The organism is Okeania sp. SIO2F5, from assembly GCF_010692685.1.
In the GTDB taxonomy this organism is placed as follows: Bacteria; Cyanobacteriota; Cyanobacteriia; order Cyanobacteriales; family Microcoleaceae; genus Okeania; species Okeania hirsuta.
This window is the reverse complement of sequence record NZ_JAAHGU010000014.1, coordinates 93,153-110,517: the sequence shown is the minus strand read 5'-3', so window position 1 is coordinate 110,517 and position 17,365 is coordinate 93,153. Positions and strand designations below refer to the sequence as shown.

At 36.9% G+C, this 17,365-nt stretch carries 11 protein-coding genes; 5 read left to right on the top strand and 6 right to left on the bottom strand.

Annotated features, from left to right (window positions below):
• Positions 1-242 precede the first annotated feature (242 nt).
• The 3 genes from F6K27_RS08580 (at position 243) to F6K27_RS08570 (ending at position 4,451) form a co-directional block, all read left to right on the top strand.
• Positions 243-509: a hypothetical protein gene (locus F6K27_RS08580; protein ID WP_375339671.1), complete on the top strand. Its 267-nt coding sequence runs from the start codon at positions 243-245 to the stop codon at positions 507-509.
• Positions 510-1,002: 493 nt separating this feature from the next.
• Positions 1,003-2,796: a penicillin-binding protein 2 gene (gene mrdA / locus F6K27_RS08575; RefSeq protein ID WP_287275302.1), complete on the top strand. Its 1,794-nt coding sequence runs from the start codon at positions 1,003-1,005 to the stop codon at positions 2,794-2,796.
• A gap of 425 nt (positions 2,797-3,221) precedes the next feature.
• On the top strand, positions 3,222-4,451 hold the full coding sequence (locus tag F6K27_RS08570) for a bifunctional sterol desaturase/short chain dehydrogenase (RefSeq protein WP_287275300.1): 1,230 nt from the start codon (positions 3,222-3,224) through the stop codon (positions 4,449-4,451).
• Between the two features lie 210 nt (positions 4,452-4,661).
• Here the strand turns inward: F6K27_RS08570 and F6K27_RS08565 are convergent, their stop codons facing one another.
• The 6 genes from F6K27_RS08565 to F6K27_RS08540 all read right to left on the bottom strand — a co-directional run bounded on the left by F6K27_RS08565 (position 4,662) and on the right by F6K27_RS08540 (position 12,521).
• A complete protein-coding gene (locus F6K27_RS08565; protein WP_287275298.1) occupies positions 4,662-5,267 on the bottom strand; it encodes a Uma2 family endonuclease in 606 nt (201 codons plus the stop codon).
• Between the two features lie 167 nt (positions 5,268-5,434).
• A complete protein-coding gene (locus tag F6K27_RS08560) occupies positions 5,435-6,355 on the bottom strand; it encodes a hypothetical protein (RefSeq protein ID WP_287275296.1) in 921 nt (306 codons plus the stop codon).
• Positions 6,356-6,592: 237 nt separating this feature from the next.
• The gene (locus tag F6K27_RS08555) at positions 6,593-7,183 is read right to left on the bottom strand and encodes a hypothetical protein (RefSeq protein WP_287275294.1); all 591 of its coding nucleotides are present in this window, start codon (positions 7,181-7,183) and stop codon (positions 6,593-6,595) included.
• A 472-nt stretch (positions 7,184-7,655) separates the two neighbouring features.
• Complete coding sequence (locus F6K27_RS08550; RefSeq protein WP_287275292.1) at positions 7,656-8,789, bottom strand: type II secretion system F family protein; 1,134 nt, start codon at positions 8,787-8,789, stop codon at positions 7,656-7,658.
• Between the two features lie 396 nt (positions 8,790-9,185).
• Entirely contained in the window at positions 9,186-10,289 is a 1,104-nt protein-coding gene (locus tag F6K27_RS08545) for a type IV pilus twitching motility protein PilT (protein ID WP_287275290.1), read from the bottom strand.
• Positions 10,290-10,349: 60 nt separating this feature from the next.
• Positions 10,350-12,521 carry a GspE/PulE family protein gene (locus F6K27_RS08540; protein WP_287275289.1) on the bottom strand — a complete coding sequence of 724 codons (2,172 nt, stop codon included), beginning with the start codon at positions 12,519-12,521 and terminating at the stop codon, positions 10,350-10,352.
• A gap of 960 nt (positions 12,522-13,481) precedes the next feature.
• On the opposite strand from F6K27_RS08540, the gene grpE reads away from it, so the two are divergent.
• Together grpE and dnaK are read left to right on the top strand one after the other, a co-directional pair.
• Positions 13,482-14,192 carry a nucleotide exchange factor GrpE gene (grpE, locus tag F6K27_RS08535; protein WP_287275288.1) on the top strand — a complete coding sequence of 237 codons (711 nt, stop codon included), beginning with the start codon at positions 13,482-13,484 and terminating at the stop codon, positions 14,190-14,192.
• Between the two features lie 628 nt (positions 14,193-14,820).
• Positions 14,821-16,854: a molecular chaperone DnaK gene (gene dnaK / locus F6K27_RS08530; protein WP_287275286.1), complete on the top strand. Its 2,034-nt coding sequence runs from the start codon at positions 14,821-14,823 to the stop codon at positions 16,852-16,854.
• Positions 16,855-17,365 lie beyond the last annotated feature (511 nt).

The following is a 17,365-nucleotide window of genomic DNA, read 5'->3' as shown; positions in this document are numbered from 1 at the left end:
ACTGCTCCATGGCCTCTGGAGTCAGCCAAAAAGTGAGACTCCCTCGCTGCTTTAAGGAGGCATCATACTCAGACCAGTTTTTGAGTCGATACAAGGACTTGGAGTTGGATTTAGACTTACTCTTACTCATATCTGCTGAGTGTAGTTTCGTGTACCATCTTGACTTCTTTATTTTTACCCTAAACATCATCTTTTGTGCAACAAAGCCATTCCGCCACGAAAAAATGCGGTGATTTGGCAGCATGGCAACTGTAGAGGTACTCCCCATCCTAGAGATAAAAACCTTAGACGCATTGGTATCTGTGGGCGAAAGAAGTGGAAAGGTGAAAGTGGCTAGCACAGGCGTTCTCGCTTCAGAAACTACAATGTTTAGACTCAAAGCTCTATTTGGAGGAAAGTTGAGAAGAGGATTATTTAACAACCAAGCGGTGGAGTTATTCATTCAATGCACTATACTTAACCCCATGATACATAATGGTAAACTCGAAAGTTATCAAGTAGACATCTAGTCTCCCCCTCTTGTGGGAGTAATTTGTGATTCCGGAACGGATCGCGGAGCGAATCGCAACTTTCATGCAACAAAGCCTAATACTAATGCTATCCAAATCTCATATTGCTTTCTCCTCCAAGAGCCATAGTTACTCTCAACTCTTTAGCAGAGTAAAAATATCTTTGATTCCTTCTGCTGTGTTTCCTCTAACTTTTTTGTATAGCAGAAGGAAGAAATAAGTAAGGAAAATGTTGCGTTGTCTGAGTTTTAAGCTTTTGATATGTCAAATGTAGTAATGGCTACTGCTATAACTATTCATTTTTAACTCATGGTAAAATGTAGTGAAATATACAATTAACTATAACCCGAAAAGATATAATTGAACAAATAATTAATCACAATTTTTTAAAGGTACATCTACTACTACATCTACTACTAAAAGTGGTTAATATTCCGGACAAAAAGCAGGGTGTAAAGAAAAATCAACAAGATGAAACACTTATGCAATTATAATGACTCAAGATATTGGTTTATATTCTAAATCTCCTCACCTTGCCAGAAGTGCTGGGCAACAAATTGTATCGAAACGTAGTCGCTTGGTGCAAGCATTCACAATGATGCTACTGATCACTAGCTTAATTGGCATCAATGCTTATCGTGTAGTACAACTACAATTAGTTCAGGGAAAGTATAACCGGGAACGTGCAGAAAACAACCGCATTCGTCTAGTTCCAGTGGCAGCGAGTCGTGGTACAATTTATGACCGCAAAGGTAAAATCTTAGCGGGTAACAAGCTGTCTCGCTCCGTATATTTGTGGCCTCAAGAATACTCAGCTGCAGAGTGGTCAGAACTTGCAACCGAATTAAGTTCAATTTTAGACATTTCCGCTAGCGATATTATCAACAAATTAGAAGAAGTTGGCTATGATTCACCCCTAGGAGTTAGAATCTTTTCTAATCTCGATCCCACTACCTTCATAGCATTAGCAGAAAAAACTGGTGAAACACGAGGACTAGAAGTGCGTACTGAAAATATTCGCTACTATCCTAATGGCAGTTTAGCAGCTCATCTGATTGGATATACTGGCGAAGCAACCAAAGAAGAATTGATATCTAACCCCAAATACCCAATGGGAATGATTGTTGGTAAAATGGGGATAGAAAGTTCCGCAAACTCTACATTGGAGGGAGTTTGGGGTAATCGTTTGATTGAAGTTGACGCTAAAGGTAACAAAATCCAGGAACTGGGAGCCAAAAATCCGACATCAGGCAAATCAGTCAAATTAACCTTAGATATCGATATTCAAAAAGCAGCAGAAAAAGCACTAGGAAACCGTCGGGGTGTGGCAGTTGCCATCAATCCCAAAACAGGGGAAATCTTAGCAATGGCAAGCAGACCTACATTTGACCCTAGTCTATTTACTGGTAAGATGACAACCTCAGAATGGCAACGTCTGCAAGGTGCAAGTAAGCCCTTTTTTAATCGTGCGCTCCAGGGTTATCCGCCAGGAAGTACTTTCAAAACAGTTGCTTCTGTTGCAGCACTCCAGTCTGGTAAGTATTCTCCTAACTCTAGAGTGAGAACTTATAATGCTGTCACTATTGGTGGCATCACTTTTAACGAACATAGTGGAGGTTATGGGTTAATTGGTTTTAGGGATGCTTTAGCTTACAGTAGCAATACATTTTTCTATCAAATGGCTGTGAATATTGGCCCGGAAGTAATTTCTAAGTGGGGGCGAGAGTTAGGTATTGGTGGCAGTATTGACTTAAAACTATTGGGGATAGATGGTAATCATGGTCAAATTCCCACTCCTAAAGAAAAAGAAGAGATTTATGGAGAACCTTGGCATATTGCTGATATTGTGACTATGGGTATAGGTCAAGGTTTGGTGTTGGTAACTCCTTTAGAATCATCAGTGATGGTCAGCACGATCGCTAATGGTGGGTATCGAGTAAAGCCTCATTTATTGGCATCTCAAACTGGCACTGCAGCTACTAAATCAATTAAAACTGGTCTAAAACCTTCAACTATTAATACAGTGCGCGAAGGATTAATTGATGTGGTGAGGAAGGGTACTGGTCGGAGTTTGAATGATGGTACTATTCCATTATCTGGAGGAAAGACTGGCACGGTGGAACTTCCTGGGCAGGCAGATAATGCGATGTATATTGGGTTTGCACCTGCTTATAATCCTGAAATCGCTGTAGCAATTGCAGTTGAGGAGGGTGGTTACGGTTCGGTAGGTGCGACACCAATTGCTAAAGCTATTTTTGATACTTATTTTGCTAATAAAGGAAAATAGTATAGCAGAAGGAAGAAGGAAGAGGGAAGAGGGAAGAAGGAAGAGGGAAAAATTTTACCTTGTCTGAGTTTTCAGCTTTTGATCTGTCCGTCCTCTTTCCTTAGACTCCTATAGTATTATGTCCGGCTAAATAGACATAGGCGTGATAATCAAAAATCAAAAAATTATCAATTATTTCTCCCTGTTCCCTGTTCCCTTATAACTAAATTATTGTTTTAACCAAAAGACGTAGTGCTTTTTTTATGAAAAAAAATTCTTCATTCTTCCTTCTCTGCTGACTTCTGACTCCTGACTCCTGAATCCTCCGTCGCTTTTTATAAGTATTCAACCGGACATGATATAACTTTAAGACTTCCTATCAGAAAAGCAATACTTCTAATGTTAATTTAAAGTATATTTATATAACATATTTGATAGTGAGGTTTATGGAGTTTTATCTGGTCAACCCTTGGATAGCCAACATTTGTTGGGTCCTGGGTTCTATATTATTTGTGGAACTGGTGCGAGATACTTATCATGTGGTTTCTCATATTTGGTCTCCTTTGTATAAATGGCACGGTTGGCATCATCGTGTTTTCCGCCCAGACTTGACTCCTGTCAGTACAGAGGTTTATCAAAAAGCTACTTGGTATCACGATGTCCCAGAATCTCTGGTAATGTTGACTTTTAGTCTGTTACTCTGGGCACTAACTTTTGTTTGGATACCTTCTTATCATTGGGCTACTTTAGCAGGTTCTGTTTATACTTTAAGTTTCTTGCTTCCGGCGATCGCTCGTGGTATTGGTATTCCTCATGCTGACCAACTTACAGACCTCAATCATCTTCCTGGTGCATTCTCAGAGCCTCCCACTTATTGGTTTGTTAACCGTTCTTATCATTGGCGACACCACTTCGATAATCAAAATGCTTATTTTTGCGGTACTCTGAGTCTGGTAGATAAACTTATGGGTACAGCTCTTTCTCTCAAAGGTAAAACTATTGCTGTTACAGGTGCTTCTGGCAGTTTGGGGCGATCGCTCCTCCAACACCTTCACAAAGCAGGTGCAAAAGTCATTGCCCTTACTTCTGGGAATCAAACTATTACCTTGAATATAGATGGTAAAGACTTAGAAATTGATACCATAAATTGGCAAATAAGTCAAGAAAATAATTTAGTAGATTTATTTGAAAAAGTAGATATTTTAGTCTTAAATCATGGCATTAATGTACATGGAGAAAAGACAGCAGAAGCAATCGCTAAATCTTACGAAATTAATACTTTTTCTAGTTGGCGAATGTTAGAAATATTCATCAAAACTGTAAGAACAAATTCTGATATTGCTTGTAAGGAAGTCTGGGTTAACACATCAGAAGCAGAAGTTTCTCCCGCATTTAGTCCTCTATATGAACTCACAAAAAGAACTCTTGGAGATTTAGTTACTTTACGAAAATTAGATGCTCCCTGTGTCATTCGGAAATTAATATTAGGTCCGTTTAAAAGTAATCTTAATCCCATTGGAATTATGTCTGCGGATTGGGTGGCAAAACAGATAGTAAAATTCGCAAAAGCAGATGTTAGAACAATTATTGTCACAATTAATCCTTTAACTTTTGTAGCAATTCCTATCAAAGAATTTTTAGTTTATACTTACTTTAAATTATTTACTTCTAAATAAATTTAGTAGGGGGGTTTAGTCTTCAAACTATTCTGTAAAATGTAGGGTTTTGGTCTCCAAAGCCTTCCATTCTTATGAGGAGATTTTAATATATAGACTTTAAAGCCAGCTTTTATAGTAAAATTTAATTCTCACTCAATTAGTAAAGCCTTTATCTAGAACTAAAAAGAAGCAATAGCTGATAGCTGATAGCTGACGGCTGAATGCTTACTAAGCATTTAAAATTTCTTCTGCTGTTAAAGACAATTCTGGAAAAGTCAAAGGCACAATTTTTTCATTACTTCTAAACTGAGTCATGTTATATTGACTTTCTTGATTTAAAATATAAACAAATACACTCGGAAATTTCGGCTTTCCCAAATATTTTCTCCCACCAATAGCTAAATAATAAACAATCCAATACTCTAAAATTCCCAAACTTTGATATTCCTCAAATTTATCAACATAATCATCTTCCCAATTAGTAGAAACTACTTCTACAGCTAATTGAATTGGTTCGTCTAAAGCAGCATAAGTAGCACGGTTAGCACGCCAAACATCCCGATTAATTACACTTACATCAGGTTTTCTTCCTTGTTCAATTTTATCTACAGTTAAAGTTTTAATTACTGCCGTATTTTTCACCACATAATTTAGATTCAGACGTTTAATTTCTTCCTTAAAAGAATCAGCGATAAAGTCTGCCACATCATCATGGTTTCTTGTCGCCCTCATTTCCACAATTTCTCCATTCACCAATTCATAAAACTTACCATCATCAGGATAATTCTCTATAAATTGGTCAAAAGTTAATCTTTGTTTTGTTATTGTGTTCATAGTTGACTATTTGCGTTTAAGTAAGCATTCAGCCATTAGCATTTAGCAATCAGAATTTTGTGGTACGGAATGTGGGTTATAACAGAAACTCAACTATTAAAATACCCATAAAAATTCAGGTATTTCCCAAATATAAACATTTTTAATTACCAATAAATATTGTGAATTTAACGCTTTCCATTATTTAGTAAAGATGTTAACCAATTTTTAACCAATCGCTGCCTTCTGATGATAAAGCCATACCACTTTTGCTCTTGTTCTAGCCGCTTAACTATTGCCAAATTTTGTTCAAAAAAGGGAGCGTAAGGAAGCTGCTGAATTTTTTCATATTTCTTCATTATCTTGATCATTTCCTGAGAATTATGCAAAGTATAATCTTGAAATTTCTTCTTATTTTTCTTCCAATTTCCGTCTTCCCCCACATGAAAAGTAAGATATAAATCTTTAAACTGAGCAAACTTATCTGAATTTAATAAACAGTTTATATAAAAACATTTACCAATCCAGATAGTACCAATACAAACCAAACCTAAATTGAACTTAGGATATAAACTTCTCTTAAAAACAAAACAATCGTGACCAGGATGAGGCTGCCCTTTTTCAGCATACATTAAAGGTATATCTGCGACACTTTTATATGAATCAGATATAGTCCGTCGATTAATCGCAAAAGAATCATATCCTTGTTCAATAAATTTAGCTACGTCTGTATAAAAATGAGGTTGTAAAGCAATATCTACATTTGTATAAATTAAATAATCTGCATTTGGAGAAGCTTCATACAGTCTGTCTAATATATCCTTAATTAATGGCAGTTTTCTAGGAACTGCAAATTTTCCCACATCCAGCACAGAAGTTTCCAAATTTGGAGTTTTAACAAAACCATCAGGAACTATAGATTCATCTTCAGGATACTGAGCTGAATATAAAGTCACATTAACTTTTCCTTGTGCCTGAGCTTGAGCATTTTTCATAGTCTGAAAAGTTATTGGTTGTGCCACAAATAAATCGGAAGATTCAGGTACAATCACAGGATTAATCATGTGAGCTAAGTTTAAAGTCTTTTGGTTTTCTCCAATTTTTGCCATAATTAAACTCTAATCAAATACTCATATTATTATATGTCAGTGGGTAAATTATTAAACAATAATCCTTAATTTAGCATCTGTTTTTCTGAGGTTGCACATTATGGAATGATACTACCAAAAATTAGTTTAGACTTTGACTAAAAAAAACCATTAATTAGTCATTCTAGTAATTATCAAATCCAAAGTCCTATTAATCAAAAATATAAAATCATTCATCACTGTGCAACGCCGTTTTTCTTAACCATCATTAATCCCATCATCCATCTGAGATAACATTGTCTGTATCTCAATATTCGACTCCTCAACTTCCATTTCTATCGAGTCAAAAGTAGGCTGTACAACAAAAGGTAAAGCTGCCCCATTCAATCCTCTTTTAATCCTTTCTGGAGTCTCTGAAAATAAAACAAATAAAGGATAAACTTCTTCCGCTTCTTGAGAATAGATATGTTTATAACCTTGAGGCATTTCCCATTCATATTCCTTATTTAATAAAATCTGAGTTTGTCGCCAACGACTAAGTAGATCGGAAAAGTCTTCTTGAGGTCTATAAATAAAAATAAAAATTTCTACTCCTGTCTTAACCTTCCACTCAGGGTCACACATAAAAATTCCTAAATCGCAAGGCAAAGGAACAGTTTTTCCTGACTCATCACCCTGTTTTCTTAACCGAATAATAGGTAGAGGAATCACAATTAAACTATCTTCTGGACGACGCATACTGGGAAGCATTTCTAAGTATGGTCTATGTTGTTTAAGTAGTGCAATTGTTGCTTGTGAATTACTATATTCTGCTAGTAATGCTTCGTAATCTGATTTTTTTATAACCATAATAATTTTAATATTTTCTTATATTTAATATAATGTCCGGTAGCATCCGTATTAGACCTCTCCAGAAAAGAGGGAGTAGGGAGTAGGGGAAGATAATTGATAATTTCTGTGTGATAATTGATTTGATTTTTGATGATCACGCCTATGTCTATTGTATAGCAAAGGTAGGGAACAGGGAACAGGCAAAAAAAGCTTAAGAAAGAGCAAGAAAAAAACTTAAATTCCCTGTAGATATTCACGCTAACTTTTACACAAATGATACCAACAGACATGATATAACTTATAATTTTTCTACTATTTAAAATAGAGCTAGTTTATCTATAAAATTAGGATAGGAGTAGGGAATACAAGTTGTTATAGTAGTCGAAGGAAAGGGTGCAGAAGTTCAAAAGTTTAAAACTCAGACAACGTAAGTTTTTTCCAACTTCGGTCCTTTCTTCTTCCTTCTTCCTTCTTCCTTCTTCAATTCACTCTACAAATCTTCAAATACCTTAAACATAGGTAAATACATAGAAAGCAAAATCGCACCAACCATCGCACCAATAACAACAATCATTAAAGGTTCCAACATACTTGTCAAAGATTTTACGGCTTCTTCAACTTCTTGTTCATAAAAAGCACCCACCTTCATCAACATCGCATCCAACTCACCAGTTTCCTCTCCAATAGCCATCATTTGCACTGCTAAAGAAGGAAAAACTTTCTTTTCTTGCAGAGCTAAACTAATCATTCCCCCACTTTGAATTTCTTGCCTTGCATACTCAACAGACTCAGCGATCGCCGCATTTCCTGCCACATTTCTCACAATTTCTAGAGACTTCAACATTGGTACACCGGAGCGAGTCAAAGTACCAAAAATCATACAAAAGCGAGCCACTGCCGACTTCTCAATAATATCTCCAAAAATAGGAAGTTTCAGAAATATTTTGTCAAAAAATAGCCTACCTTGCTCTGTTTTATAAACCATTGTATAAACAACGTAAATAAAAATAATTGTGCCTATTGCCGTTACTTGAGGAATAGGAGGCCAAGTTCTACAAAAAGCACTAATACCTAACATAAAAACAGTAAAAGCAGGCAACTCAGTACCAATTTCTTCAAAAATTTTGGCAAAGGTTGGTAATAGAAAAGTCGTCATACCAAAAAATACTGCCAAAGCAATAAACATAACAGTTTTTGGATAAGACATAGCAGACTTAATTTCACTCAAAGTCTTAGCATTTTTCTCCAACATTACTGCCAAACGCTCAAGCACTTCATCAAGGACACCACCCACCTCTCCAGCAGCCACCATACTCAGAAATAATTCATCAAAACAAGCAGGATGTTTCCTCATTGCTTCTGACAATTCAGTACCTTCTTCCACTTCTGCACTAATCATTTTTAGAGCATATTTAATCTTATAATTAGAGCTTTGTTCTTGTAATACTTTAAGACACCTGACCATCGGCACACCTGCATTAAACATCGCAGCAAACTGACGTGCAAAAACAGCTAAGTCCTTAACAGTAATCGTAGCAAGGGCGACGTTTAATTTTTCTTCAAATGCTTTTAATTGTTCCTCTAATCCACCTTTAGATTTTTTCCTGGCTAAATTGCTAGTCATAGTTTATTTTCCTCATTTTTTTAATCTTTAACAAACAACTATTTGCTTAGGTGGCGTGATTTTAAATTGCTTTTGAAAAAGTTTTTAATTATCATTAGCTTTACTCTGTTTCCAAATCAGACCTTAAGCGAAAAAACCTCTTTGATCAAAATAATTGGGTCGCGCAACCCTGCCTTTTAAGGCGAAATGTTTTCGGAGGCTTACTCAAATCCCCGTTACAAAAACAACTTCTGACTTCTGACTTCGTTAACTATCACCTACCACCTCTCAAGAAGTTTGTTTTTCATACGATTGTCAAAAGTACTTTGCTCAGTAGAATGGAGAAAGGAAGATTGTATGAAGTTCTTCTAATACTCCTGACTCCTCTACTACCGACAACTGATCGCCCAATAATATCTAACGACGAGCCTTAGTTTTTTCTCCCTTCACTTTAGGTTCTGGACCAATCAAAGCTTCTAACTCATCTGGCTTTACCGCTTTAGCCATCACATTAGCCCAAGTAGCCTTTCCTTCTTTATATAAATCGGCAAGAGACATTTCCATAGTCTGCATACCCAACTTTTTACCCATCTGAATTTGAGAATAAAGTTGAGCATTTTTAGATTCCCGAATTAAGTTAGCGATCGCCGGAGTATTAATCAAAATTTCCTGAGCAACACAGAGACCCCCACCAACTTTTTTCACCAAGTTTTGACTACAAATACAAACAATAGAATTAGCCAACTGCGACCTAATTTGAGGTTGTTGTTCTGGAGGAAAAACATCTAACATCCGGTCTACCGTACTAGAAGCAGAATTAGTGTGTAAAGTCCCAAATACCAAGTGACCTGTTTCTGCTGCGGTACTAGCCAAAGCAATAGTTTCCAGGTCTCGCATTTCTCCCACCAGAATAATATCCGGGTCTTGACGAAGTGCCCCTTTCAGAGCATTAGAAAAACTTTTTGTATCTTCTCCCTTTTGCCGTTGATGAAACAAACTCTTAACGTTAGGAAAAACATATTCTATAGGGTCTTCAACAGTGAGAATATGTTCAGAACGGGTACGGTTAATCAAATCTAGCAAAGCCGCCATAGTAGTTGTTTTTCCAGATCCAGTCGGCCCTGTCACTAGAAAAAGTCCCCTTGGTCGCTCAGTCATCTCCCGTAAAATCATCGGGAATCCAAGCTTATCAATATTAGGAATTTGAGAAGCCAAAGCACGCATACAAGCTGCCCAACTACCTCTCTCCCGATAAACATTTAAACGGAAACGAGCCAACCCCTTAACACCATAAGCACTGTCAAGTTCCCAATTTTGCTCCAAATGCTTACGCTGCATATTGTTGAGCATTTGGAAAATCAGATTTTGCACTTCCAGTGGGTCAAGATTTTCTCCAAACTGTGGCTGAGGCGTAAGTTGGCCAGTAATTCTAAAAAAAATAGGAGCGCGAGCTTGGATATGTATATCTGAACCGCCCTGCTCTACAAGGGACTCCAACACATCTTCAATCATAAAAGACATAATTTCAATCTCCCGAAAAACGTTGCATTTGCTATACTTAAAAAGTTAATTACTCCTCAACTACTCAAAGCGGGGTGTCATACAATATGGACAATATCGCCATTCTGCCTCTAATTCAGCATTACAAGACTTACAAACTAGATTCTGTTTAGCTTGGCGTTTCATTTCTGCCTCCAGACCAGAGTCAGTAAATGTTACCCGCTCCACCTCTTCAAAAGTGGTATAACCTTGTCGGACCAAATCCAAGCTATACTGCAATAAAGTAGTCATTCCTTCTTCAACTGCTACTTCCTTAATTTGCTCTGTAGGTGCTCTTTGAGTAATTAGAGTTTGTAGTCGCTCTGTAGACTTCATAAATTCATAAACACCTACACGACCTTTGTAACCTAGACCACCACATTTTTTACAAAGTTCGTCCCTTTCTGCCAATACCCTGCGGTCTTCAACTGGTATAGTATTTGCTCTGTAGAAAGTATAATCCTGCTCCTGAGAAGGAACTAAACCATAGCGAGTCAACTCCTTTGGTTCAGGAGTATAGGGAATTCGACATTCACTACAAACCCTACGCATTAGACGTTGTGCCAAAACACCCAACAAAGCAGCAGAGACCATAAAAGATTCAACTCCCATCTCATCAAGTCGAGCGATCGCCCCTGCTGCATCATTAGTATGTAGGGTTGTTAAAACTAAGTGTCCAGTTAATGCCGCCTCAATAGCCGTTTTTGCTGTTTCCTTATCCCGTGTTTCACCCACCAGTAGGACATCAGGGTCTTGTCGTAGAAATGCCCGGAGGATATTAGCAAAAGTTAAGTCTTTTTCTCGAATCACTTGACACTGAGTAATCCCAGGTAAAGCATATTCAATGGGGTCTTCTGCAGTACTTATATTAATACCCGGATCGTTTCGTTCTGCCAAGACAGAATATAGAGAAGTAGACTTACCAGAACCTGTTGGCCCCGTCACCAGAATTAATCCAAATGGACGACTAGCAGTTTCCCTCACTAAAGCCAAAGTATCCTGGTCTGTAATTAACTTATCCAACCCTAGTTGGGTACTAGAGCTGTCCAAAATCCGTAAAACAATCTTTTCACCATAGCGACTAGGTAAACTATTTACCCTAAAGTCAATAGTACGTCCCTTAAATACTTTACGAATACGACCATCTTGAGCTTGCCGTCGTTCAGCAATGTCTAAGTTAGCAATAATTTTGAAGCGGGAAGTAATAGCTGGGATAACTTTTTTCGGAAACCGAAAATATTCTTGCAATACCCCATCTTTACGCATCCGAATTCTGATAAATTCCTCTTGGGGTTCCACATGAATATCTGATACTCCCTCAGTCAGAGCTTTCACTAAAATTACATTAACAGCCTTAATCACAGGAGCATCTTCAGCTTCAGAGATGCTTTGTGCTATGTCCTCTACCGCATTCTCATCTTCAGCTTCTTCTAATTGCTGAGTCTCAAAAAATCCTGACTCCAGCTCTAACTCTTTTTCTTCTGCCTTTTTCGCAGCAACAGCGTCCTTTTTCGTTTGCTCGTCTAAGTAGTAGTTAATTAGGTGTTGATAATCTTCTGGAGTAATGACCAGACGCTGTAAAGTTAATCCACGATGTCTGAGAATTTTATTTTTCAGTTCATCTAAAGCTTGGAGGTTATCAGGATCGGCCATTGCTACCATCACAAAGGGTTGCTGTTTTTCATGTTCATTCAGCAAATTTGACGGCAGTGAATCTCCAGCAAACTTCTCTAATTCCTCAACGAATGTACCTTGTGAACCAATTCTTTGAGTCAAAACTTTTAACATTTGGTTTTTATCTATTTTGCCAGCTTGGACTAACTGATTTGCCAAATGAGTTTCGTGGCTAAATAGTGGTATAATTCGGTTACGACGACAAGTTTCTATCGGAATTACTGTGTCAATGAGATAACATACTTGTTGTGGTGGAATTTGAGTTATTTCTGGGTCAAAGGCAGCTACACCATAGAAAATCATTAGTTCAAATAGCTGCTGCTTTTTGTAATGCCTCAGTAATTCTGGAGGTAAAGCTTGTCCTGTTAGAGCTTGGAGCAGATCTGTCAAAGATTTACCGGTTTTACGGCTTTCAACTTGACATTTTTGGAATTGTTCAATGTTGACATAGCCTGCTTGAACCAGTTTATTCCCAAAAGGAGAAAGATTGCTAAGGGCAACTATAGCGGTGCGTGAATTCCGTGAAGAGGTTTGGGCCATGACTGATAAATTAAATTCTCCTGAATCTAAGTATTCCCTAAGTTTTTGATGAAATTTACACCAGCTTAACAAGTCGTTAACTTAGTTTACTGATTAAGTATTTCCTGTTTCCTGGTTTAATATTGTGTCTGTGAGTATTTGAATAGCTTTAGTTAAGTTAATCTAGGGATAGTCTACAATTATACAAAACTCCTAAATTAGAATTAAGGCCAGTAATTACCATGTTACTGTAAAAACCCTAGCAATTTAATTCACATAGCATAGAAATACTTTCTCTTTTGTTTGATATAGCAGCTACAATCAGCTATAGCCAGTAAAAATATCGACCAGAAAAATGTCTTGGTTAATATGAAATAATTCGGTATAATCTGAAACTAGAGTCAAGAAATCTCCAGGGACACAATGTTTACGAAAAACATCAGGCCATAGAACTAGGAAAGCCTATTATTTATTGTTGAGGTCTCAGGAACTACTTCAGAGTGACTGAGATAGTATTGCAATCTATGTTAATTTTAAAGAATATCCTAACTATTACATAATAAACTAATGTTAATGGTTGACCAGTCCAACAACCTTAACCTTTTCTAGTTTAAAATCTGTAAAAGAGTCTTTGTCTTTAGTATAACTAAGTTTTTTCCTAGTAATAACCATAATTTTATTTGTGACATAGACTTAATTAGTAATATTAGCAAATTTTTAGCAAAGAAATTGGTTAGGTATTTTGCTAAAAAATCAAGTACCCTATAATTTCTATAAACTACTATAATTGCTAATATTTGCTAATATTAAGCTTATAAGCTTGGCGCTAAAAACCTGATAACTAATAAGTTTAAAGGTGGTAATAATCATATAGCGCAGTTAAAAATCAGTGTTTCCATAGTGCTTTTTATTCTGAATAAATCAGAGGAAAAAAGCAAAATTAAAAGCAGTAACAACCGTCAGTATCCAGGAGAAAATTAAATGGTAGGAGAGATACCATCAGCAGAAACAACAAATCAAGAAATACATGAAAATATGGAAGTGGTTGAGGCAAACGCAGAATTAGACTCATCTCAAAAACTTGAAAATATTGAGGAAGTATCTGAAGATAATGGTTCTATAAATCAACAGAGCTTCGAGCAAATGTCACAGAATATAGTTCTTTTAAAAGAGGCAAATGAATCTCTGCAAACTCAGGTAGAAACTACCAAAGTTCAGCTAGAAGAGAAAGATATTCAATACAAAAGACTAGCCGCAGACTTTGAGAACTTCCGTAAACGTACACAAAAAGAAAAAGAAGAACTGGATGTACAAGTCAAGTGCTCGACAATCATCGAATTATTACCAGTAATTGACAATTTTGACCGTGCTCGTTCTCAAATTAAACCAGCTAATGATGGAGAAATGAATATCCACAAGAGCTATCAGACTGTCTATAAGCAAATGGTAGATACTCTCAAACGACTGGGAGTTTCTCCTATGCGTCCACAAGATCAAGAGTTTGACCCAAATCTACATGAGGCAGTAATGCGAGAAGCAACAACAGAATATCCAGAAGGAACTGTGACAGAAGAGTTAGTGCGGGGATATACTCTCGGAGATCGTGTCCTCCGACACGCCATGGTAAAAGTAGCCACAGCTCCAGAACCTGTAGAATCTACAGAAGAAACTCAAACTGATCCAGAAGGTTAAAGGTAAAAAATGGCAGTCCGAAAGTTCCCAGAAGATTTATCCCCTGGTAGAATAACTACACGCTGGAGAAATCCCGGTTTCAACGTCTGGTATAATTGTTGAATGCGATTAAGAATAAGGTTTGTCGCCATGACCTTTAGCTGTTTGGAGTTAAACTCCGGTAGATAGGAGACGGGAATGATATTTCCTAGCAAAGCTGTTAGCTCCGCATTTGACACCGAAAAGTAAGAAGGCAGCTAAAGCAGCGATTTATTGCTCCAGCATTTTGAGTAAAACCACTCTCAAAGCTAAAAAAAAAAGTAACCTCACAGCTAGATTTTGATCTATGCCGAGGAGTCTAGGAGTCTGTTGACAGGTTTCAACCATAAGCGGGTTTATCCCTCTATGCGGTAGCCTAACCACAAAATCCAGGGTGTTTCAACCCCTGGATATGTTAAAACACTTCCATATTTTTGTTTAATCACCACACTTAGTAAGTTGTATTCACACTATTCAAAATTAGCTAAAAGAAAATACAAGTGTAAAAATTTCAATCTAAAATCTTACCGAGATTACTTGATTTGTTCTGAATACAACTTTACTAAAAAAACTCAAAATATTTTTGACTATTTAAGAACGCCGAAGCACTATGGGAAAAGTCATTGGCATTGATTTAGGGACAACTAATAGTTGTGTGGCCGTCTTAGAAGGGGGCAAACCAATTGTAATTTCCAACTCAGAAGGTGGGCGTACAACACCAAGTATTGTGGGATTTGCGAAAGGGAACGAACGCTTAATTGGCCAACTAGCAAAGAGACAATCAGTAAACAATGCAGTAAATACAGTTTACAGTATCAAAAGGTTTATTGGGAGAAGATGGGACGATACAGAAGAAGAACGTTCCCGAGTTCCATATACCTGTGTTAAGGGTAAAGATAATACTGTAAATGTCCAGATAAGAGGTAAGAATTATACACCTCAAGAAATTTCAGCGATGATTCTGCAAAAAATGAAGCAGGATGCTGAAAAATATTTAGGAGAATCTGTTACTCAAGCAGTAATCACAGTACCCGCTTACTTTACAGATGCACAAAGACAAGCAACTAAAGATGCAGGAACAATTGCTGGTCTGGAAGTGCTGCGAATTATCAATGAACCAACTGCTGCTTCTTTATCTTATGGCTTAGATAAGCAAGACCAAGACCAGACTATTTTAGTATTCGACCTTGGTGGTGGGACTTTTGATGTTTCGATTTTACAGTTAGGAGATGGTGTATTTGAAGTTAAGGCAACCTCCGGTAATAACCATCTAGGAGGAGATGATTTTGATAATTATTTAGTCCGTTGGTTGGTAGAGGAGTTTAGAGACCGGGAAGGTACTGACTTATCGGCAGATAAAATGGCGCTACAAAGACTGCGAGAGGCAGCAGAAAAGGCTAAAATCGAACTATCTTCTGCCAAGATTACCAATATAAATTTACCATTTATCACTGCTGACGAAACAGGGCCAAAACATTTAGAGACCCAATTAACTCGTGCTAAATTTGAAAAATTAGTACAAAGTCTTACTAAAAGCACGGTTAAACCAGTGGCACAAGCTCTTAAAGATGCTGGTATGACACCAGAAAATATAGATAAAATTATTCTTGTGGGAGGGTCTACTAGAATACCAGTAGTTCAAGCAGTAATAAGTAATTATTTTAACATTAAAACTCCTGATACTTCCGTGAATCCCGATGAAGCTGTGGCATCGGGAGCAGCAATTCAAGCTGGTATTTTAGGTGGTGAAGTTAAAGAACTTTTGCTATTAGATGTGATTCCTTTATCCCTGGGGTTAGAAACTTTAGGGGGAATATATACCAAGGTAATAGAAAGGAATACTACAATTCCTACCAGTCGCTCTCAGATGTATTCTACTGCCGTGGATGGACAAACTTCTGTAGAAATTCATGTCCTTCAAGGTGAGCGGGCAATGGTGAAAGATAATAAAAGTCTAGGTAAGTTTTTACTGAAAGGAATTCCTCCAGCTCCTAGAGGGGTGCCTCAAATAGAAGTTAACTTTGATATTGATGCTAATGGAATTCTGAAAGTTAAGGCTTTAGATTTGGGCACGGGTAGAGAACAAAGTATTGAAATTAGTAATACAGGTGGTTTGAATGAAGCAGAAATTCAACGAATGCAACAAGAAGCAGAAATTTATGCAGAACAGGATATTCAACAACAAAAATTAGCAGAATTGAGAAATCAAGCAGATACTCTTCTATACAATTACGAAGCAACTATCAAAGAACATGGTGATTTTATTGATGAACAGTTAGCAACAGAACTTGAAGAAAGCTATGAACATTTCAAGCAAGTTCTCATTAACTCAAGAACTGAAAATAATTATGACCAGTTAAATCAGCACATTGAAGAATTCAGGAAAAAGCTTTTTGCTTTGGGTGAAACTTTATACGACCAAAGTGGGGGTGAAAAGATAGATTCACCAGAAAAAGGGAAGATTACTCAGCTTCCTATAGATTCAGAAATTACAGAAGAAGAAACCTCAGAAAAAGAAACTTTAGAAGAAGAAACTAATACACCAATTGATAGTAATCTTACTAAAAAGGAGGCAACTTCAGTTAAGGTTGAAAAATCAACTGAAGAACCTGAGAGTGAATTTGGAAAAAATCCATTCCTATAGCATTGAAGAAGGAAGAAGGAAGAAGAAAGAAGGTCTAATTGCTTATGGATAGTCAACTAACGGCAACTTGGTGTCCGATCGCCCTAAGTAATTTTAAGCACCCCCGTTGACGGCTTACCATCACCAACATAATTTTTTACAATCTTGAAAGCTCTATTGGTTAGTGGTTTTGATATTTGAGGAGAGTAGGTAGCTTGACTTTTAGCACTATCTATGATATTAGTAAATTAATAAATCCTTCTCCCTGCTCTTTGAAAAATAAATGTTAAGAAAGATGTGAATGGGTAAAGCATAGTTGACAGTGGGGTATTAAATCAGTCACTAATAAAAATAATGTGGTGATTAACTGGAGTAAGATTTTTATTAACAAAAAAGTCTATGTTAAAGTGTTAGAGTAGGGATAAATATGATATTGGTAAATTTAAGGTCAGATAACACGATCACTCGATATTTTTAATCTTCAGTCGCAAAAAGTCCTGCTCCATAATAATAAGGTGGCCGTTAAATTGGG